This is a genomic window from Mycobacterium sp. E342 (assembly GCF_001667665.1).
Taxonomy (GTDB): Bacteria; Actinomycetota; Actinomycetes; order Mycobacteriales; family Mycobacteriaceae; genus Mycobacterium.
Genome location: NZ_LZJM01000194.1, coordinates 1 through 19,565, shown reverse-complemented (window position 1 = coordinate 19,565; position 19,565 = coordinate 1). Strand labels below are relative to the sequence as shown.

The following is a 19,565-nucleotide window of genomic DNA, read 5'->3' as shown; positions in this document are numbered from 1 at the left end:
GCCTAGCGACCCGGCTGGGCCGACGCCTGCGGTTGCGGCCGGCCCAGTTCGCCCCGCCGGATCCCCCGCGCGATCTCGTCGCTGCGGGCGGTGCTGCCGGCTGGAGCCGTCTCTGGGCAGCTGCAGCTGAGGGTGTTGAACGGGCTCGAGTCGGCGCCCGCCGGTGCCACCCCCACCAGCCCGGAGCCCAGGACGATGGCGAGGCAGGCCAGCATTCGTATGGTCGCGCGGTTGTTGCGGCGCGCAATGCGTGCAGTACCTGACATGACGACGTCAGCCTAGGAGTGGGCCGCTGAGAGGCCGCTGAGAAGCCCGCTGAGCTGGGTGTTCTCCGGTCCCCCGGGCCTGCAGGATCGGGCCCCTGCAGAATCTTCAGGTGTGCAGTTGCCTCGCCTCCCGCACTGGGGCATCCCCGCCCGCTCGGCCGCGGTGTCGGCGGTCGTCGTGCTGTGCGCGCTAGCCCTGGCGGGCGCGGGATTGGACGCGTTCCTGTATCGGTCGCTGCTGACGGGCGTCGATTATGCCGCCGCCGAGAGGGTGCGCGACCTGAGGAAGGCGCTGCAGTCCGATCCGCCGGCCGGCCTCGACAGCTCCCTGTTGACCACCGACCAACGGGTGGTCGCCATTCAAGTGATCGCCCCGGACGGTCAGGTGGTGAGACGGTCGCGCTCGGCACCCGCCACGCCGCTCGTTCCGGTCGGGGAGTTCGGCTGGGGTCTGCGTCGCGGCTTGTCCGACGACGCGGTGGCCGGTGACGACATGCGCGTCAGCGGTCAGCGGGTCACCACCGCATCCGGTGACTACACGGTGCTGGTGGGCGGCGGGAGCCGGGCGGTCGAGGCGACCGCGCGGACCGTGGCTTTGCTGCTGGCGTGCGGCGCGCCGATCGTCATCGCGGGGGCGGCGGCCGCGACGTTCTGGCTCGTTCGCCGGTCACTGCGATCCGTGGACGCGATCCGCGCGCGCGTGGCCGAGATCTCGACATCGGATCTGGCCGAACGGGTTCCGGTGCCGGAGGGCCACGACGAGATCGCCGCGCTGGCGGCCACCATGAACCAGATGTTGTCCCGCATCGAAGCGGGCCACCGCGCGCAGCAACGTTTTGTCGGTGACGCGTCGCATGAACTGCGCAGTCCGCTGGCCACCATCATCTCCGGGCTGGAGGTCGCCGAGGCGCACCCCGATCTGCTCGACGCGGAGTTGGCGGTCAACACGCTGCTGCCCGAGGCGCAACGCATGCACACGCTGATCGAAGACCTGCTGCTGCTGGCCAGGGCCGACGAGCAAAGCCTGTTGCGCCGAAAGGAAGAGCTGGCCCTCGATGACGTCGCCGCCGTCGAGGCGGCCCGCGCGCGACGCGGGGCGAACTGCGCGATCGACACCGATCTTTGCGCGGTGCGGTGCACCGGTGACCCGGTGGCCATCTCGCGGATGATCCGCAACCTGGTGGAAAACGCCGTCCGCCACGCGGATTCGCGCGTTGTCCTGACGGTCGGCGGCAGCGGGGAGACGGCGATCCTCACCGTCAGCGACGACGGCCCCGGAATCCCTCCGGGCGACCGGGCCCGGGTGTTCGAACGCTTCGTGCGCCTGGATTCGGACCGGGCCCGCAGCGGCGGGGGAGCCGGGTTGGGCCTCGCGATCGTCGCCGAGATCGCGGCCGCCCACGGCGGCACGGTCACCATCGACGGCTCGCCGGGCGGCGGAACCCGAATGACCGTGTCCCTGCCGCAGCGCGGGCCTCAGCACAACAGCCGGTAACCGACGCCGCGGATCGTCTCGATGGTGTTGGTACCGAAGGGAATGTCGATCTTGCGACGCAGATATCCCACGTATACCTCGACCACGTTGTCGGGGCCGTGGTAGTGGGCGTCCCACACGTTGCGCAGGATTTCGGCCTTGGTCACCACCATGTCCTTGTTGCGCATGAGGAATTCGAGCACCCCGAATTCCCTGGGCGTCAAAGCGATCGGGGTGGAATCGCGGTGGACGGTGTGGCGCGCGGGGTCCAGCACCAACGATCCGGCGGTCAGCGCCGCCGGCCGCTCCGGCACGCCGCGACGCACCAGCGCCCGCAGCCGCGCCACGAGCACCCGGAACGAGAACGGTTTGGTCAGGTAGTCGTCGGCGCCCAGGTCGAACGCGTCGGTCTCGTCGTACTCGCCGTCCTTGGCGGTCAGCATGAGGACCGGTGTCCACACGTTTCGCGCCCGCATCCGGCGCAACACCTCGTATCCGCTCTGGCCGGGCAGCATGATGTCGAGGACCACCACGTCGAAGCTGTTCTCGATGGCCTCCCGCAGGCCGTCGACACCCGTGCCGACGTTCACGACGACGAACCCCTCGGCCTCCAGGCCCCGGGCCAGGGTCGCCGACAGCCGCGCTTCGTCCTCGACGAGCAGGACCCTCACGTCGTCACGCTTCTTGGTGGGCCGCACCGGGGTGGCGTCCTGGACGCTGCGGCAGTACGACGAGCAGCGCCACGATGATCGCCGCGATCACCGCCGAGGCCAGCGGGCGGCTCAGGGCCAGGCCGCCGTCGGCGACCGGCTTGTCGATGAAGTCGCCCACCGTCGCGCCGAACGGGCGGGTCAAGATGAACGCGACCCAGAACAGTACGACGCGCGAGACGGACGTCCAGTAGTAGAGCGCCACGACCGCGGCGAGGCCGGCCGCGAACACCAGCGCGCCGCGCTCGTAACCGAAGTCGCGAGTGTCGGCGAGCCAGTCGCCGAGCGCGGTGCCCAGGGTCTGGGAGAACGTGATTGTCGCCCAGTAGAACGTCTCCACTTTGGGCGTCGAGACGGTGGTGACCGACACCGTGCCCTGCGACCAGCGCCACACGGCCAAGGTTGCCAAGAGGCAAGCCAACAACAGGAGCGACCCGCCGGTGTAGCCGATGCCGAGCGATCGGTCGGCGAAGTCGGCCAGCGTCGTACCGAACGTCGTCGAGGCCACGATGGTCGCCCAGTACAGCGCGACGTGAAAGCGCCTGGCGAAGATCTGCGCGGCTACCAGCGCCACCAGCGCGACGCCGAACAGCGCGACCCCCGCCGCGTAGCCCCAGTTCAGGGTCATCGTGACGGTGTCACCACCCGTCTCGCCCAGCGTGGTGGCGAAGATCTTGATGATCCAGAATCCCAGGGTGACCGCCGGCACCTTGGTCAACGCCTGCCGCGAAACGTCACTCATGCCCAGTCAACTTCCAGTGTCGGTGTTGATGCATTTCTAGGGTAGCGGCGCTGAGAAAACGCTGAGTACACGCATAAGGGAACACTGTGTCCGCGCTGTGAATCGCAGTCTCGCCATGGTTGCCGGGCCTCTATCGTAACTCCAACGCGCAGAACGCTTTCCGCAGATCAGGCACCGCGGCCCCCGCCCAGATTCTGAGTACCTGTTATCAATTACCTTAGTATTCAATGAGTTACGGTGCGTGCGGCGCCGGGCGCCCGTCGAACGCCGTGCCACCATGGATTTCATGTTTGCGGAAGCCGGCAGCGTCGGTCGCCTCGGCGCGGGTGCGCGCTGGTCCGTCATGGTCGTCTCCCTGGGGGTGACGGCGACGTCGTTCCTCTTCATCAACGGCGTTGCGTTTCTCATTCCCTCGCTGCAGGCGCGCCGCGGCATCCCGTTGGCCGAAGCCGGCCTGGTGTCGTCCATGCCCAGTTGGGGCATGGTGGTGACGCTGGTGCTGTGGGGCTGGATATTGGACCGGGTCGGTGAGCGGGTTGTGCTGACGGCCGGTTCGGTGCTCACCGCGGCGGCGGCCTGTGCCGCGGCGTCGGCCCATTCGATGCTGGCCGTCGGCGTCTTCTTGTTTCTCGGTGGGATGGCGGCGGCCAGCTGCAACACCGCCGGCGGGCGGCTGGTGTCGGCATGGTTCCCGTCGCACCAGCGGGGCCTGGCGATGGGCATTCGTCAGACCGCGCAGCCGTTGGGTATCGCCTTGGGCGCCTTGGTGATACCGGAGCTGGCCGAGCGCGGGCCTCGCTCGGGGTTGATGTTCCTGGCGCTCATGTGCACGGTGGCGGCGGTGGCCAGCGCGCTGGGCATCGTCGATCCGCCCCGGAAATCACGCAAGGCGGCCACCGGCGCGGAACTGGCCAGCCCGTATCGAGGGTCGTTCGTACTGTGGCGAATTCACGCGGTGAGCGCGCTGCTGATGATGCCGCAGACGGTGACCGTGACGTTCATGTTCGTGTGGCTGATGAATCGGCACGGCTGGTCGGTGGCGGCCGCCGGCGGCCTGGTCACCGTCTGTCAGCTGCTGGGGGCGGTGGGCCGGATCGCGGTCGGTCGCTGGTCGGACCGCGTCGGCTCGCGGATGCGGCCGGTCCGCGCCGTCGCCATCGCCGCCGCGCTGGCCCTGTTGCTGCTGGCTTTCACCGACGCCACCGGTTCGAGCTATGACGTGGTGCTGATGGTCGCCATCTCGGTGCTCGCGGTGCTCGACAACGGCCTTGAGGCCACCGCGATCACCGAGATCGCCGGGCCGTTCTGGAGTGGTCGCGCGTTGGGCCTGCAGAACACCGCGCAACGGCTGATGGCTGCGGCCGGTCCGCCGCTCTTCGGTGCGCTGATCGTTTCCGCCGAATACCCGCCGGCGTGGGCGCTGTGCGCGTTGTTCCCGCTGGCCGCGGTCCCGCTGGTGCCCACCGATTCCGAACGGCGCCCGGGCATACCGGATCGCGCCTCGCCACCGGGCGCCGGGCGCGACCGCGAGGTGATCGGCGTTTCGTGATCGCGCGCGGCGCGCTCGACCAAGCCGGGTAGCCGGCGATCGAGTGTGCGCTGACGGCTTTCGGCGTGCGGTCAGGGCGGCGACACGCCGGTAAGTCCCGCCTTGGACGCACACTCAAAAGGTCAGCGCAGGATCCTGGCGTAGAGCAGGCTGTCCTGCGGCTCGATCCCCAGATTGGGGTAGACGGCGTGGCGGGCCAGTCGCCCCTCCAGCACGAAACCGGCGCGCTCCAGCAGCCGCGCCGAGCGCTCGTTGTCGACGTTGCAGGTGGCCCACACCCGATACACCGCCCGGTCGCTGTCCAGCGCGTTCAGCAGCATGTCGAGTACCTCGACCATCAGACCCTTGCCCCACCACCGCCGGCCCAGGCAGTAACCGATTTCGACCGAGTGCGGTACCGGGCGCCGGCAGCTGGTCAGCCCCACGACCTCGCCGCTGTGCCGCAACTCGATCACCCAGGTCCGCTCGTCGGGCGTGGCGTTGAGTTTCTCGGTGATCACCCGCCGCGTCGCCGCCACGTCGGGATGCGGCGCCCACATCAGATACTTGGTGACCTCGGGGTCGCGGGCGACGCGCTGAAACAGTGCGCCGGCGTCGTCGAGCACGGGCCGGCGCAGCACCAGCCGGGGCCCGGTGATGCGGTCGGGTGGGTAATCGGCCACGGCGCTAGAGGCCGAGCGCCTGATAGGTGCGGCGAACGAATTTCGGTTGCACCGATTGGAGTTTCGCCAGCGAGGTGTTGCCGGCGACCGCCGCGGCCACGTCGGCGGACATGTCGGGCAGGTTCTGGACCAGATAGAGCAGGACCAGGTCGGCGGTCGGGTCGGCCTGCCACCACGTCCCGTAGGCGCCGGGCCAGCTGAAGGTTCCGAGCCCGCCCGGCCCGAACAGCGGCGCGCTCCTGGCCGGATCGGTCACCACCGACAGGTTCAGCCCGAAGCCGCGGCCCACCCAGTACGGCGCCCCCAGGAAGTTATGGCGCTTCTGCTCGTCGGTCAGCCGGTCGGTCCGCATCAGCCGGGCGGACTCGGCCGACAGCACCCGCACGCCGTCGATCGTTCCGCCGCCGAGCAGCATTCGCACGAACCGCAGGTAGTCGTCGGCGGTGGACCACAGGCCCCCGCCCGCGTTGGCGAACGAGGGCGGCCTGATGTGCGGCGGCCCCATCACGTCGTGGTGCAGTTGGCCCTGCTCGTCGAGCCGGTACATGGTCGCGGCGCGCCGGCGCGCCTCGGGGGAGACGAAGAACCCGGTGTCCGGCATGCCCACCGGGCCCAGCACCCGCTCGTCGAGCACCTGGTGGAACGGCTTGCCCTCGATGCGCGCCGCGATCACGCCCAGCAGGTCGATGGAATGGCTGTAGGTCAGCCGGTCACCCGGCTGGTGCACCAGCGGCAGCTTGGCCAGCTCGGCCAGCCAGGCGTCGGGCCCCTGGTTGAACGGCAGCCGCATGTAGGCCTTGGCGATCGGCCCGGACACCGAGAAGCTGTAGGCCAGGCCACTGGTGTGGGTGAGCAGGTCCTCGATCAGGATGGCGCGCCGCACCGGATGCGTCCGGTCCAGCGGGCCGTGCGGCTCATCGAGCACCCGCACGTCGGCCAGCTCCGGGACCCAGCGGACGACGGGGTCTTTCAGCGTCAGCTTGCCCTCGTCGACCAGGCTCATCACCGCGGCGACGGTGACCGGCTTGGTCATCGACGCGATCCGGAACAGCGTGTCCCGTTGCATCGGCAGGCCCGCGTCCACATCCTGATAACCGATTTCGTTGACCTGTAGCACTTCTCCGCGCCGCCAGACCATCGTCACCGCGCCGGCAAGCATGCCGGCGTCGCACACTTCGCGGATGGAGGCCGCGTTGACGTCGAGATTCACCCGAATCACGTTAGCGCCGGGCCCGGGGGCGCGGACGTCACACTAGGACTATCGCCCCTCCAGCGCCTTGTCCACCGTGGGATAGAGGTCGATGAACTCGTCGAGGCCGACGATGCGCAGCGGCCGGCTGGTGGCCGAGCCGTCGGCCGCCACCCGCAGCGAGGTCGGGCTGTCCTGGGTCAGGCGGTGCACCTCGACCAGCACGGTGATGCCGGCGGAGGAGAGGAAATCGACCTCGGTGAGGTCGATGACGAGCACCGCCGGCGTGCCGGACAGGGCGATGTCGATATGCGTGGCGAGCGAGGGCGCGGTGATGATGTCGACGACGCCGCTGACGTCCAGGATCACCGCCTCACCGGCATCGCGGCGGTTGACCCAAAACTCCTCGCTCATGACGATCCGAACCGTATCGCCTTCTCGCGACGACCGGTTAACCGGGCGGTAACCCGCTCGTTCCGGTTGGCGGTAACGGCCCAAAATTTCATGACGGTTTCGGTTGGGCAAAGGTACGGCAGCTCCCCGCGATCCCGGGGCCGACGTCGCCCGTCTGGCCTTAGTGTTGGTTGCTATGGGGGTTGCAATGGCCGCACTGAGCAATTGCGTGAAGCGCTGGCGCACAGCGCTTCACATCACGGTGTCGGCATCCGTCGTTGCCCTCGGACTTGCCGTCGCGCCCGTGGCTCACGCGGCCGCGGCCGCGGCGACGTTGTCGGTGGAACATGCGTGGCAGACCGGTTTCATCGCCAACTTCACCGTCACCAACCTGAGCACGGTGCCGCTAACCGATTGGCGGATTGACTTCGACATGCCGGCCGGACAATCCGTCCTGCACACGTGGAACAGCACCGTCACCCAATCGGGCACCCACTACGTTCTCACCCCCGCGAATTGGAATCGCACCATCGCACCCGGTGGTTCGGCCACGGGTGGCATGAGAGGCGTCGTGATCGGTTCCTTCGTGCCGCCGTCGAATTGCGTGCTCAACGGGCAATATCCCTGCACCTAGCGGCGACCGCGCAGCGCCCGGACGTACCAGAACGCCATCTCGACCTGTGTGCCGTCCACCTCGCGGCGCATCGTGGCGGGCTCCAGCGACTCGATGTGCCACCCCGCGCCGCCCAGGACGTCGCGCAGCGCCTGCTCGGAGACCGCCGGCCGGGGCCACCGGTCGTCGGGGGCGTTCGCGTCGGAGAAGCAGCTGATCAACAGCGTGGCGCCGGGCCTGGTCGCGCGGTGCACCGCGGCGGCGTAGCTGCGCTTGTCGTCGTCGTCGAGGCAGTGGAACATGCCGCTGTCGATGACGGTGTCGAACGCGTCGGTGTAGCCCGCCAGCTCGGTGGAGTCGGCGACCGCTAACGTGATGTCGACGCCGGCATCGGCGGCCCGGCGCTCGGCGGTGATCAGCGCGGTGGGCGAGATGTCCAGCCCAGTCACCCGGAACCCGTTCTGCGCCAGGTAGATGGCGTTGTCGCCGAGCCCGCAGCCGATGTCCAGGACGTCACCGTGGACCCAGCCCCCGCCATGCCACGCGATGACGTTGTCCTTGGGCGCCTTGGTGTCCCACGGCGGTGTCGTCATCGGCGGGATGCCCTCGCCGGGGCTCTCGCCGCGGTAGAGCGCGTCGAAGTCCATTCGCTGCAGTCCGGAGAAGCCTGAGCCGGTCATTTCCGCCAGGGTAGCGCGGCAAGTTGTGGCCGCGAGGCGGCCAAGCTCGCCTTCCGCCGGGACGCGTGGGGCGAAAGTGGCGCAGCGGGTGATCGGGCACGTCACCGCCCGTGCCGCGCGCCGCGTCCTTGCTAAGAAGTGCTACGCTGCCGGGCAGTCGACATCCTTTAACGATCCGTCCGGCGAGGCGGAGAAGGAGGTCAGGGTTTCGCATGGGTGCAGCGGGTGACACCGGCACCGGCCGCGAGTTGATGTCGGCGGCCGACGTGAGTCGCACCATTTCCCGTATCGCGCATCAGATCATCGAAAAGACCGCGTTAGATGACGCGAGCCGGTCCGCGCCCCGGGTGGTTCTGCTGGGCATTCCGACGCGCGGGGTGATCCTCGCCAGGCGGCTGGCCACCAACATCGCCGAATACAGCGGGGTCGACGTCGGTTGCGGCGCCCTCGACATCACCCTGTATCGCGACGACCTGATGCAGAAACCGCCGCGACCGCTGGAGGTCACCTCGATTCCGGCCGGCGGCATCGACGACGCGCTGGTCATCCTCATCGACGACGTGCTGTACTCCGGTCGCTCGGTCCGCTCGGCGCTGGACGCCCTGCGCGACGTCGGCCGCCCGCGGGTGGTGCAGCTGGCGGTGCTGGTCGACCGCGGCCACCGCGAACTGCCACTGCGCGCCGACTACGTCGGCAAGAACGTCCCCACCTCGCGCAGCGAGAGCGTGCACGTGCTGCTGAGCGAGCAGGACGGGCGCGACGCGGTGGTGATCTCGCGATGACGCGCCACCTGCTGGCCGCCGGCGATCTCAGCCGCGACGAGGCCACCGCCATCCTCGACGACGCGGACCGGTTCGCCGAGGCGCTGGTGGGCCGCGAGGTCAAGAAGCTGCCGACCCTGCGCGGCCGCACCGTGATCACGATGTTCTACGAGAACTCCACCCGCACCCGGGTGTCGTTCGAGGTGGCCGGCAAGTGGATGAGCGCCGACGTCATCAACGTCAGCGCCGCCGGATCGTCGGTGGGCAAGGGCGAGTCGCTGCGCGACACCGCCTTGACGCTGCGGGCCGCCGGCGCCGACGCGCTGATCATCCGCCACCCGGCGTCCGGTGCCGCCCACCTGCTGGCCGACTGGACGTGCGCCGGCAACGACTCCGGCCCCTCGGTGATCAACGCGGGTGACGGCACGCACGAGCACCCGACGCAGGCGCTGCTGGACGCGCTCACCATCCGCCAGCGCCTCGGCGGCATCGAGGGCCGGCGCGTCGTGATCGTCGGCGACATCCTGCACAGCCGGGTCGCCCGCTCCAACGTCATGCTGCTGAACACCCTGGGCGCGGAGGTGGTGCTGGTCGCGCCGCCGACGCTGCTGCCGGCCGGGGTCGACTCCTGGCCGGTCACCGTCTCGGGCGACTTCGACGCCGAGCTGCCCGCCGCCGACGCGGTGCTGATGCTGCGGGTGCAGGCCGAACGGATGAACGGCGGCTTCTTCCCGTCGGTGCGCGAATACTCCTCCCGATACGGGCTTTCGGATCGCCGCCAGGCCATGCTGCCCGGCCACGCCGTGGTGCTGCACCCGGGTCCGATGCTGCGCGGCATGGAGATCGCGTCGTCGGTGGCGGATTCGTCGCAATCGGCCGTGCTGCAACAGGTTTCCAACGGCGTGCACGTGCGGATGGCCGTGCTGTTCCACGTGCTGGTGGGTGCGGAATCCGCCGGAAAAGAGGGGGCGGCGTGAGCGTGCTGATCCGCGGGGTCCGGTTGTACGGCGAGGGCGACCGGGTCGACGTGCTTGTCGACGACGGCCAGATCGCCGACATCGGGCCCGGACTCGCCGAGACCGGAGGCCTCGAAAAAGATCTAGACGTCATCGACGCCACCGGCCAGGTGCTGCTGCCCGGCTTCGTCGACCTGCACACCCACCTGCGCGAGCCGGGCCGAGAATACGCCGAGGACATCGAAACGGGCTCGGCCGCAGCGGCTCTGGGCGGATATACCGCCGTGTTCGCGATGGCCAACACCAATCCCGTCGCCGACAGCCCGGTGGTCACCGACCACGTCTGGCACCGCGGCCAGCAGGTCGGCCTGGTCGACGTCCACCCCGTCGGGGCCGTCACCGTCGGATTGGCCGGCGCCGAACTCACCGAGATGGGCATGATGGCGGCCGGGGCCGCGCAGGTCCGGATGTTCTCCGACGACGGCAGCTGCGTGCACGATCCACTGGTGATGCGCCGGGCGCTCGAATACGCCACGGGCCTGGGGGTGCTGATCGCCCAGCACGCCGAGGAGCCCCGACTGACCGTCGGCGCCGTCGCCCACGAGGGACCCACCGCGGCCCGGCTGGGCCTCTCGGGATGGCCACGGGCCGCCGAGGAGTCGATCGTCGCCCGGGACGCGCTGCTGGCCCGCGACGCCGGCGCCCGCGTCCACATCTGCCACGCCTCCACCGCCGGTACCGTCGAGTTGCTCAAATGGGCCAAGGGGCAAGGCATCTCGATCACCGCCGAGGTCACCCCGCACCACCTGTTGCTTGACGACAGCAGGCTGGCCACCTACGACGGGCGCAATCGCGTCAACCCGCCGCTGCGCGAGGCCGCCGATGCTGTGGCGTTGCGCCAGGCCCTGGCCGACGGCGTCATCGACTGTGTGGCCACCGACCATGCGCCGCACGCCGAGCACGAGAAGTGCGTGGAGTTCGCGGCGGCGCGTCCGGGCATGCTGGGCCTGCAGACCGCGCTGTCGGTCGTGGTGCACACCATGGTGGCGCCCGGGCTGTTGACGTGGCGGGACGTCGCCCGGGTGATGAGCGAAAACCCGGCGCGCATCGTCGGACTGCCCGATCACGGCCGCCCGCTGGAGGTGGGGGAGCCGGCCAACCTGACGGTGGTGGACCCCGACGCCACCTGGACCGTCGCCGGGTCCGACCTGGCCAGCCGGTCGGCCAACACGCCCTTCGAGTCGATGGCCCTGCCCGCCACCGTCACGGCGACCCTGCTGCGCGGGAAGGTCACGGCTCGAGACGGGAAGTGCCCGGCATGAATTCAGGCACGCTGGTGGGGTCGCTGATCTTCGCGGCCGTGCTGGTGGTGGTGATCGCGGTGGTGATCCAGCTGATGATGCGCAGCTGGCGGCGCCGCTCGCAGCGGCAGGCGGAGCTGATCGGCCGGCTGCCCGACGTGCCCGACCAAGTGGGCGCGGCGACGATCACCACTCAAGGCCACTATTGCGGGTCGATGATGGCCCCGGGCTGGACTGAGCGGATCGCCGTCGGCGATCTGGGGTACCGGAGCAAGGCGGTGCTGACCCGCTATTCGAGCGGCATCATGGTGGACCGCTTACGCGCCCAACCGCTTTGGATTCCACGCGACTCGATCACCCACATCCGCATGGAGCGCGGCATGGGCGGCCGCGCCGGGGCCCGGATCGGGATCCTGGCGATTCGGTGGCGGCTGCCGTCGGGAGTCGAGATCGACACCGGCTTTCGGGCCAACCACCGCGACGAATACACCGAATGGCTGGAGTCCCAGCAGGAGGGAGCCCAGTGAACCGCGCGGCGACGATGCAGTGGGGGTACCGCCCGCTTGCGGGGGACGAAGCGATGTGGGGGCACCTCCCGCTCGCGGGGGAGAGGAGCGGCGCTCGTGACTAAGGCAGTACTGGTACTCGAGGACGGGCGCGTCTTCACCGGCACGCCGTTCGGCCAGGTCGGCCAAACTCTCGGCGAGGCCGTGTTTTCCACCGGCATGTCCGGGTACCAGGAGACGCTGACCGATCCCAGCTATCACCGGCAGATCGTGGTGGCCACCGCGCCGCAGATCGGCAACACCGGCTGGAACGCCGAGGACGCCGAAAGCCGCGGCGACAAGATCTGGGTCGCCGGCTACGCGGTGCGCGACCCGTCCCCGCGGGCGTCGAACTGGCGCGCCACCGGCACCCTGGAGGACGAGCTGGTGCGCCAGCACATCGTCGGGATCGCCGGCATCGACACCCGGGCGGTGGTGCGCCACCTGCGCACCCGCGGCTCGATGAAGGCGGGGGTGTTCTCCGGCGAGGCGCTCGCCGACCCGGCCGAGCTGGTGGAGCGGGTGCGGGGGCAGCAGTCGATGCTGGGTGCCGACCTCGCCGGCGAGGTCAGCACCCCGGAGCCCTACATCGTGGAACCCGAGGGCCCACAACGGTTTACCGTGGTGGCGCTGGACCTGGGCATCAAGACCAACACCCCGCGCAACTTCGCTCGTCGCGGCGTCCGCAGCCACGTGCTGCCGTCGTCGTCCAGCTTCGAACAGATCACCGACATCGCACCCGACGGCGTGTTCTTGTCCAACGGCCCCGGTGACCCCGCCACCGCCGACCACGTCGTCGCGCTCACCCGCGAGGTGCTGGGCGCCGGAATCCCGTTGTTCGGCATCTGTTTCGGCAACCAGATCCTGGGCCGGGCACTGGGCCTGTCCACCTACAAGATGGTCTTCGGCCACCGCGGCATCAACATCCCCGTCATGGACCACGCCACCGGTCGGGTGGCGGTGACCGCGCAGAACCACGGCTTCGCGCTGGAAGGCGAGGCGGGCCAATCCTTCGACACGCCGTTCGGGCCCGCCGTCGTCAGCCACACCTGCGCCAACGACGGGGTGGTCGAGGGCGTCAAACTCGCCGACGGGCGGGCCTTCTCGGTGCAGTACCACCCGGAGGCCGCCGCCGGCCCGCACGACGCGGAATACCTGTTCGACCAATTCATCGATCTGATGGCGGGTGAGAGATGACCGCGAGCGCCCGTGTCTGTACGGCGACACGCCGTAAACGGTGTACAAACGCGGTCGCTCGCGCCAAGAAAGAAAGGGGGCGCTAGTGCCGCGGCGCACCGATCTCAACCACGTGCTGGTGATCGGCTCGGGGCCGATCGTCATCGGCCAGGCGGCCGAATTCGACTACTCCGGCACCCAGGCCTGCCGGGTGCTGCGAGCGGAAGGGCTGCAGGTCAGCCTGATCAACTCCAACCCGGCGACCATCATGACCGACCCGGAGTACGCCGACCACACCTACGTCGAGCCCATCACCCCGGCCTTCGTCGAGCGGGTGATCGCGCAGCAGGCCGAGCGCGGCAACAAGATCGACGCGCTGCTGGCCACGCTGGGCGGGCAGACCGCGCTCAACACCGCCGTCGCGCTGTACCAGAACGGCGCGCTCGAGCGCCACGGTGTCGAGCTCATCGGGGCCGACATCGACGCCATCCAGCGCGGCGAAGACAGACAGATGTTCAAGGACATCGTCGCCAAGGTCGGCGGTGAATCCGCCCGCAGCCGAGTGTGTTTCACCATGGAAGAGGTCCGCGAGACGGTCGAGGAACTCGGCCTGCCGGTGGTGGTGCGGCCCAGCTTCACCATGGGCGGCCTCGGCTCGGGCATGGCCCGATCCGTCGAGGAGGTCGACCGGATGGCCGGCGCCGGCCTCGCCGAAAGCCCCAGCGCCAACGTGCTGATCGAGGAATCGATCTACGGGTGGAAGGAATTCGAGCTCGAGCTAATGCGCGACGGCAACGACAACGTCGTCGTGGTCTGCTCGATCGAGAACTTCGACCCGATGGGCGTGCACACCGGCGACTCGGTCACCGTCGCGCCGGCCATGACGCTGACCGACCGGGAATACCAGCGGATGCGGGACCTGGGCATCGCGATCCTGCGCGAGGTCGGGGTGGACACCGGCGGCTGCAACATCCAGTTCGCGATCAACCCGGTCGACGGCCGGCTGATCGTCATCGAGATGAACCCCCGGGTGTCGCGGTCCAGCGCGCTGGCCTCCAAGGCCACCGGCTTCCCGATCGCCAAGATCGCCGCCAAGCTGGCCATCGGGTACACCCTCGACGAGATCGTTAACGACATCACCAAGGAAACGCCGGCCTGCTTCGAACCCACCCTCGACTACGTCGTCGTCAAGGCGCCGCGGTTCGCGTTCGAGAAGTTCCCCGGGGCCGACCCCACCCTGACCACCACGATGAAGTCCGTCGGGGAGGCAATGTCGCTGGGCCGCAACTTCATCGAGGCGCTCGGCAAGGTGATGCGGTCGCTGGAGACCACCCGCGCCGGCTTCTGGACCAAACCGGACCCGGACGGGAACGTCCACGAGGTGCTCGACCGGCTACGGACCCCGACCGAGGGCCGGCTCTACGACATCGAGCTGGCGCTGCGGCTGGGCGCCTCGATCGAGCAGGTCGCCGAGGCCAGCGGTGTGGACCCGTGGTTCGTCGCCCAGATCGGCGAGCTGGGCACGCTGCGCGCCGAGCTGGTCGACGCCCCGGTGCTGGACACCGACCTGCTGCGGCGGGCCAAGCACAGCGGGCTGTCGGACCGCCAAATCGCGGCTCTGCGGCCCGAATTGGCGGGGGAGAACGGCGTGCGCTCGCTGCGCGAGCGGCTGGGCATCCACCCGGTGTACAAGACGGTGGACACCTGCGCGGCGGAGTTCGAGGCCAAGACGCCCTACCACTACAGCAGCTACGAACTCGACCCGGCGGCCGAGACGGAGGTGGCCCCGCAGGCCGAGCGGCCCAAGGTGCTGATCCTGGGATCCGGGCCCAACCGCATCGGCCAGGGCATCGAATTCGACTACAGCTGCGTGCACGCGGCAACCACGTTGAGCCAGGCCGGTTTCGAGACCGTCATGATCAACTGCAACCCGGAGACGGTGTCCACCGACTACGACACCGCCGACCGGTTGTACTTCGAGCCGCTGACGTTCGAGGACGTGTGCGAGGTGTTCCGCGCCGAACAGCAGTCGGGGGGCGACGGGCCCGGGGTGGTCGGCGTCATCGTGCAGCTGGGCGGCCAAACCCCGCTCGGGCTGGCGCAGCGCCTGGCCGACGCCGGGGTCCCGATCGTGGGCACCCCGCCGGAGGCGATCGACCTGGCCGAGGACCGCGGCGCCTTCGGTGACGTGCTGACCGGCGCCGGATTGCCGGCGCCGAAATACGGCATGGCGACCACTTTCGCGCAGGCTCGCCGGATCGCCGAGGACATCGGCTACCCGGTGCTGGTGCGGCCGTCGTACGTGCTGGGCGGCCGCGGGATGGAGATCGTCTACGACGAGCAGACGCTGGAGGGCTACATCACCCGCGCCACCGAGCTCTCGCCCGAACACCCGGTGCTGGTGGACCGCTTCCTCGAGGACGCGGTGGAGATCGACGTCGACGCGCTGTGCGACGGCACCGAGGTCTACATCGGCGGCATCATGGAGCACATCGAGGAGGCCGGCATCCACTCCGGCGACTCGGCGTGCGCGCTGCCGCCGGTCACGCTGGGCCGCAGCGACATCGAGAAGGTGCGCCGCGCGACCGAGGCCATCGCGCACGGCATCGGGGTGATCGGCCTGCTCAACGTGCAGTACGCGCTGAAGGACGACGTGCTCTACGTCCTCGAGGCCAACCCGCGGGCCAGCCGCACCGTGCCGTTCGTCTCCAAGGCGACCGCGATCCCGTTGGCCAAGGCGTGCGCCCGGATCATGTTGGGCGCCACCATTCCCCAGCTTCGCGCCGAGGGCATGCTCGCGGCGTCCGGGGACGGCGCCCACGCTGCCTGGAACGCCCCGATCGCGGTCAAGGAGGCCGTGCTGCCGTTCCACCGCTTCCGCAGGGCCGACGGCGCCGCCATCGATTCCCTGCTCGGCCCGGAGATGAAATCGACCGGCGAGGTGATGGGGATCGACCGGGACTTCGGCAGCGCCTTCGCCAAGAGCCAGACCGCCGCCTACGGATCGCTGCCGGCCGAGGGCACCATCTTCGTCTCGGTCGCCAACCGGGACAAGCGGTCGCTGGTGTTCCCCGTCAAGCGCCTGGCCGACCTGGGCTTCCGCGTGCTGGCCACCGAGGGCACCGCGGAGATGTTGCGCCGCAACGGGATTCCCTGCGACGAGGTCCGCAAGCACTTCGAGCCGCCGCAGCCGGGCCGCCCGGCGGAGTCCGCCGTCGACGCGATCAAGGCCGGCGAAGTCGACATGGTGATCAACACGCCGTACGGCAATTCCGGCCCGCGCATCGACGGCTACGAGATCCGTTCGGCCGCGGTGTCGGTCAACATCCCGTGCGTCACGACGGTGCAGGGCGCGTCGGCCGCCATTCAGGGCATCGAGGCCGGCATCCGCGGCGACATCGGCGTCCGGTCCCTGCAGGAGCTGCACAGCCTGATGGGGCAGGGCGCGGCGCCCGGCGAAGGCGCCCGGTGACGGGCTTCGGCCTGCGGCTGGCCGCGGCCAAAGCGCAGCGCGGCCCGCTGTGTGTGGGGATCGACCCGCACCCCGAGCTGCTACGCGCCTGGGATTTGCCGGCGACCGCCGACGGGTTGGCCAAGTTCTGCGACATCTGCGTCGAGGCGTTCGCCGGTTTCGCCGTCGTCAAGCCGCAGGTGGCGTTCTTCGAGGCTTACGGCGCCGCCGGGTTCGCGGTGCTGGAACGCACGATCGCGGCCCTGCGTTCGGTGGGCGTCCTGGTGCTGGCCGACGCCAAGCGCGGCGACATCGGCACGACGATGGCGGCGTACGCCGCCGCCTGGGCGGGCGATTCGCCGCTGGCCGCCGACGCCGTGACCGCCTCGCCCTACCTCGGGTTCGGCTCGCTGCGGCCGCTGCTGGAGGCCGCGGCCGCGCACGATCGGGGCGTGTTCGTGCTGGCCGCCACCTCCAACCCCGAGGGCGCGACCGTGCAGCGCGCCGCGTTCGACGGCCGCACGGTGGCCCAGCTGGTCGTCGACCAGGCGGCGGTGGTGAACAAGTCCGCCACGCCGTCCGGTCCCGGATATGTCGGCGTGGTGGTGGGCGCGACGGTCCTGCAGGCCCCCGATCTGAGCGCGCTGGGCGGACCGGTGCTGGTGCCGGGGCTGGGTGTGCAGGGCGGACGGCCCGAGGCGCTCGCCGGGCTGGGCGGGGCGGATCCCGGCCAGCTGCTGCCCGCTGTGGCCCGCGAGGTGCTGCGCGCCGGGCCGGGGGTGGCCGAACTGCGGGCGGCCGGCGAGCGGATGCTCGACGCCGTCGCCTATCTGGGAGCGCCGTAAACGCGCGTCAGTCCGACGCGGCCGCCGAGCTGGGCCGGGCGGTCTCCACGATCACCGTGGTGGCCTTGACGACCGCGACGGCGACACTGCCGGGCCGCAGCTGCAGCTCCTCGGCGGCCTCGGTGCTCATCAGCGACACGACGGTGAAGGGGCCGCACTGCATCTCCACCTGGGTCATCACCTTGTCGCTGGTGACCTTTGTGACCAGCCCGACGAAGCGGTTGCGGGCCGAGCTGCCGATGCTCAGCGGGTCGGGCGGCGGGGTGGGGGCGTTGGTCCGGGAGAACCGGGCCAGGTCCTCGCTGGCGATGACCTTGCGGCCGGCCGCGTCCTGACCGACCGTCAACGATCCCTGGTTGATCCATCGCCGGACGGTGTCGTCGCTAACCCCGAGCAGCTCAGCGGCCTGACGGATCCGCAGGTTCGACACCGCTAGATCCTAACTCCGCGAGTGTTAGCTGGCTGTCGTACCAGCAATCCACGCGTGATCGCACCCGGCCGGACGGCGCGGCGCGACACGCGCGACACGCGACGAAAAATGCGTGATCCCCCGCACGAGGCGTTTCGGCGCACCTCCGGCGTCGTTTCCCGCCGCGCCCGCGGCGGCCCCGCCGCGGCCCGTCGCACTAAAACCGCTGGTCAGAGCGGTGGCGCGGGAGTTCGAGGTGGTCACACCGCCGCCGCCGCACCGCCGGGCGCGCCCGGCGCCGACGATGCCCGATGGCCCGCTTTTCCGGGCCACACGCCGGGCTCATGCTGGGAGTTTGTCCCCTTAACCAGGGGGTCGGGTTAGATTTCGTCAGGAGGCCTGAGTACGGTCGTCTCCGCTGGCTGAAGTACCCGGCAGAGACAAAAAGAGATCGATTGACAGTGATTGATCAGATACGGAGGAATCGTGGCCCTTCCCCAGTTGACCGACGAGCAGCGCGCGGCCGCGTTGGAGAAGGCGGCTGCCGCACGTCGAGCGCGAGCAGAGCTCAAGGACCGGCTGAAGCGCGGCGGCACCAACCTCACCCAGGTGCTCAAGGACGCCGAGACCGACGAAGTCCTGGGTAAGATGAAGGTTTCCGCGCTGCTTGAGGCGTTGCCCAAGGTGGGCAAGGTCAAAGCGCAGGAAATCATGACCGAGCTGGAGATCGCCCCCACCCGCCGCCTGCGCGGCCTCGGCGATCGGCAGCGCAAGGCCCTGCTGGAAAAGTTCGGCTCCTAACCCGGCCTCGGCCAACCCGCCCTGTGGGCGCACCGGCCCGGGAGGGCCAGTGAGCGCCGGCGGGGGACCGGACGTCGAGCACGGGACGCGTCCCACACCACCGGGTAAGGGACGCGTGGTCGTGCTGTCCGGTCCCTCCGCGGTCGGTAAGTCGACGGTGGTCCGGTGCCTGCGCGAGCGGATTCCGGACCTGCATTTCTCCGTCTCGGCCACGACGCGGTCGCCGCGGCCGGGTGAGGTCGACGGCGTCGACTACCACTTCGTCAGCCCCGCCCGCTTCCAGCAGCTCATCGACGACGGCGCGCTGCTGGAGTGGGCCGAGATCCACGGCGGACTGCACCGATCGGGCACCCTGGCCGAGCCGGTGCGCGAAGCCACCGCCGCCGGGATCCCGGTGCTCATCGAGGTCGACCTGGCCGGCGCGCGGGCGGTCAAGCGGGCGATGCCCGAGGCCATCACCGTGTTCCTCGCGCCGCCCAGTTGGGAAGACCTGGAGGCCAGGCTCGTCGGCCGCGGCACCGAAACGCCGGAGGCCATGCAGCGTCGCCTGGAGACCGCCCGCGTCGAGATGGCGGCCCGGGACGACTTCGACGAGGTCGTGGTCAACCGTCAATTGGAGTCTGCGTGCGCCGAATTGGTATCCTTGCTGGTGAATACTGCGCCGGCTCCGCATGACCCGTCTGGCCAGACCACATCCGATCGAGATTGAGCATCGAATCGCCGGCGGTACCAGCCGCTGTAATCCGCCAAGGAGAACGACCTAAGTGACTACACCGCAGTCCGACGCGGCATTGGCCGCCGTCCCCGACCGGTTCGACCCGTCGGCGGGCGGACAACGCGCCTACGACACCCCGCTGGGCATCACCAACCCGCCCATCGACGAGCTGGTTGTAGTAGTCGTTGATCTGCCTGGCGCGCTTGGCCGCGTAGATGACCAGGGCGTACTTGCTCGACACGCGGTCCAGCAGCTCGTCGATGGGCGGGTTGGTGATGCCCAGCGGGGTGTCGTAGGCGCGTTGTCCGCCCGCCGACGGGTCGAACC

General features: G+C 69.8%; 20 protein-coding genes and 1 pseudogene. 12 read left to right on the top strand and 9 right to left on the bottom strand.

What is annotated here, in order from left to right:
* Window positions 1–2: 2 nt before the first annotated feature.
* Window positions 3–266 carry a hypothetical protein gene (locus A5692_RS14070; protein ID WP_068056903.1) on the bottom strand — a complete coding sequence of 88 codons (264 nt, stop codon included), beginning with the start codon at window positions 264–266 and terminating at the stop codon, window positions 3–5.
* Window positions 267–378: 112 nt separating this feature from the next.
* On the opposite strand from A5692_RS14070, the gene A5692_RS14065 reads away from it, so the two are divergent.
* Window positions 379–1,761, top strand: a complete 1,383-nt coding sequence (locus A5692_RS14065; protein ID WP_082962697.1) for a HAMP domain-containing sensor histidine kinase — start codon at window positions 379–381, stop codon at window positions 1,759–1,761.
* Here A5692_RS14065 and A5692_RS14060 read toward each other — a convergent pair.
* Both A5692_RS14060 and A5692_RS14055 read right to left on the bottom strand, forming a co-directional pair.
* The gene (locus tag A5692_RS14060; RefSeq protein WP_068056948.1) at window positions 1,743–2,411 is read right to left on the bottom strand and encodes a response regulator transcription factor; all 669 of its coding nucleotides are present in this window, start codon (window positions 2,409–2,411) and stop codon (window positions 1,743–1,745) included. The genes A5692_RS14065 and A5692_RS14060 overlap by 19 nt on opposite strands.
* A 4-nt stretch (window positions 2,412–2,415) precedes the next feature.
* Window positions 2,416–3,192, bottom strand: coding sequence for a hypothetical protein (locus A5692_RS14055; protein ID WP_068056901.1), 777 nt, complete (start codon window positions 3,190–3,192; stop codon window positions 2,416–2,418).
* Window positions 3,193–3,478: 286 nt separating this feature from the next.
* On the opposite strand from A5692_RS14055, the gene A5692_RS14050 reads away from it, so the two are divergent.
* Window positions 3,479–4,741, top strand: a complete 1,263-nt coding sequence (locus A5692_RS14050; RefSeq protein WP_068056946.1) for an MFS transporter — start codon at window positions 3,479–3,481, stop codon at window positions 4,739–4,741.
* Window positions 4,742–4,863: 122 nt separating this feature from the next.
* Here the strand turns inward: A5692_RS14050 and A5692_RS14045 are convergent, their stop codons facing one another.
* From A5692_RS14045 to A5692_RS14035, 3 genes are read right to left on the bottom strand one after another with little or no spacing between them, the layout of a single operon-like run.
* Window positions 4,864–5,403 (bottom strand): GNAT family N-acetyltransferase, encoded by a 540-nt coding sequence (locus A5692_RS14045; RefSeq protein ID WP_068056899.1) that lies wholly within the window; start codon window positions 5,401–5,403, stop codon window positions 4,864–4,866.
* Between the two features lie 4 nt (window positions 5,404–5,407).
* A complete protein-coding gene (locus tag A5692_RS14040; RefSeq protein WP_068056898.1) occupies window positions 5,408–6,613 on the bottom strand; it encodes a serine hydrolase in 1,206 nt (401 codons plus the stop codon).
* Window positions 6,614–6,661: 48 nt separating this feature from the next.
* Window positions 6,662–7,006: an STAS domain-containing protein gene (locus A5692_RS14035; protein WP_068056897.1), complete on the bottom strand. Its 345-nt coding sequence runs from the start codon at window positions 7,004–7,006 to the stop codon at window positions 6,662–6,664.
* 187 nt (window positions 7,007–7,193) lie between these two features.
* Between A5692_RS14035 and A5692_RS14030 the strand changes: the two genes are divergently transcribed.
* Entirely contained in the window at window positions 7,194–7,619 is a 426-nt protein-coding gene (locus A5692_RS14030; protein ID WP_068056896.1) for a cellulose-binding domain-containing protein, read from the top strand.
* Here the strand turns inward: A5692_RS14030 and A5692_RS14025 are convergent.
* Complete coding sequence (locus A5692_RS14025; RefSeq protein WP_156766081.1) at window positions 7,616–8,254, bottom strand: class I SAM-dependent methyltransferase; 639 nt, start codon at window positions 8,252–8,254, stop codon at window positions 7,616–7,618. The genes A5692_RS14030 and A5692_RS14025 overlap by 4 nt on opposite strands.
* Before the next feature lie 236 nt (window positions 8,255–8,490).
* Here A5692_RS14025 and pyrR point away from each other — a divergent pair, with 236 nt between their 5' ends.
* The 7 genes from pyrR to pyrF all read left to right on the top strand — a co-directional run bounded on the left by pyrR (window position 8,491) and on the right by pyrF (window position 17,313).
* Window positions 8,491–9,060, top strand: coding sequence for a bifunctional pyr operon transcriptional regulator/uracil phosphoribosyltransferase PyrR (gene pyrR / locus A5692_RS14020; RefSeq protein ID WP_068056894.1), 570 nt, complete (start codon window positions 8,491–8,493; stop codon window positions 9,058–9,060).
* Window positions 9,057–10,016 (top strand): aspartate carbamoyltransferase catalytic subunit, encoded by a 960-nt coding sequence (locus A5692_RS14015; RefSeq protein WP_068056893.1) that lies wholly within the window; start codon window positions 9,057–9,059, stop codon window positions 10,014–10,016. Before pyrR ends, A5692_RS14015 begins: the two co-directional genes overlap by 4 nt.
* A complete protein-coding gene (locus A5692_RS14010; RefSeq protein WP_068056892.1) occupies window positions 10,013–11,317 on the top strand; it encodes a dihydroorotase in 1,305 nt (434 codons plus the stop codon). The genes A5692_RS14015 and A5692_RS14010 overlap by 4 nt, the downstream gene beginning before the upstream one ends.
* Window positions 11,314–11,823 carry a transporter gene (locus A5692_RS14005; protein ID WP_068056944.1) on the top strand — a complete coding sequence of 170 codons (510 nt, stop codon included), beginning with the start codon at window positions 11,314–11,316 and terminating at the stop codon, window positions 11,821–11,823. Before A5692_RS14010 ends, A5692_RS14005 begins: the two co-directional genes overlap by 4 nt.
* Window positions 11,824–11,919: 96 nt before the next feature.
* Window positions 11,920–13,038, top strand: coding sequence for a glutamine-hydrolyzing carbamoyl-phosphate synthase small subunit (gene carA, locus A5692_RS14000; protein WP_068056891.1), 1,119 nt, complete (start codon window positions 11,920–11,922; stop codon window positions 13,036–13,038).
* 85 nt (window positions 13,039–13,123) lie between these two features.
* Window positions 13,124–16,489 carry a carbamoyl-phosphate synthase large subunit gene (carB, locus tag A5692_RS13995; protein WP_068056890.1) on the top strand — a complete coding sequence of 1,122 codons (3,366 nt, stop codon included), beginning with the start codon at window positions 13,124–13,126 and terminating at the stop codon, window positions 16,487–16,489.
* Complete coding sequence (gene pyrF, locus A5692_RS13990) at window positions 16,486–17,313, top strand: orotidine-5'-phosphate decarboxylase (RefSeq protein ID WP_068056889.1); 828 nt, start codon at window positions 16,486–16,488, stop codon at window positions 17,311–17,313. Before carB ends, pyrF begins: the two co-directional genes overlap by 4 nt.
* A 7-nt stretch (window positions 17,314–17,320) precedes the next feature.
* Here pyrF and A5692_RS13985 read toward each other — a convergent pair whose 3' ends face one another.
* The gene (locus A5692_RS13985) at window positions 17,321–17,743 is read right to left on the bottom strand and encodes a molybdopterin-binding protein (RefSeq protein ID WP_067923628.1); all 423 of its coding nucleotides are present in this window, start codon (window positions 17,741–17,743) and stop codon (window positions 17,321–17,323) included.
* A 465-nt stretch (window positions 17,744–18,208) separates the two neighbouring features.
* Here A5692_RS13985 and mihF point away from each other — a divergent pair, with 465 nt between their 5' ends.
* Window positions 18,209–18,523 carry an integration host factor, actinobacterial type gene (gene mihF / locus A5692_RS13980; RefSeq protein ID WP_007171927.1) on the top strand — a complete coding sequence of 105 codons (315 nt, stop codon included), beginning with the start codon at window positions 18,209–18,211 and terminating at the stop codon, window positions 18,521–18,523.
* Between the two features lie 49 nt (window positions 18,524–18,572).
* Window positions 18,573–19,232: a guanylate kinase gene (gene gmk, locus A5692_RS13975; protein ID WP_156766080.1), complete on the top strand. Its 660-nt coding sequence runs from the start codon at window positions 18,573–18,575 to the stop codon at window positions 19,230–19,232.
* A gap of 163 nt (window positions 19,233–19,395) precedes the next feature.
* On the opposite strand, the pseudogene rpoZ reads toward gmk, so the two are convergent.
* Window positions 19,396–19,565 (bottom strand): annotated as a pseudogene (gene rpoZ, locus A5692_RS28295) (DNA-directed RNA polymerase subunit omega); the annotation flags it as partial.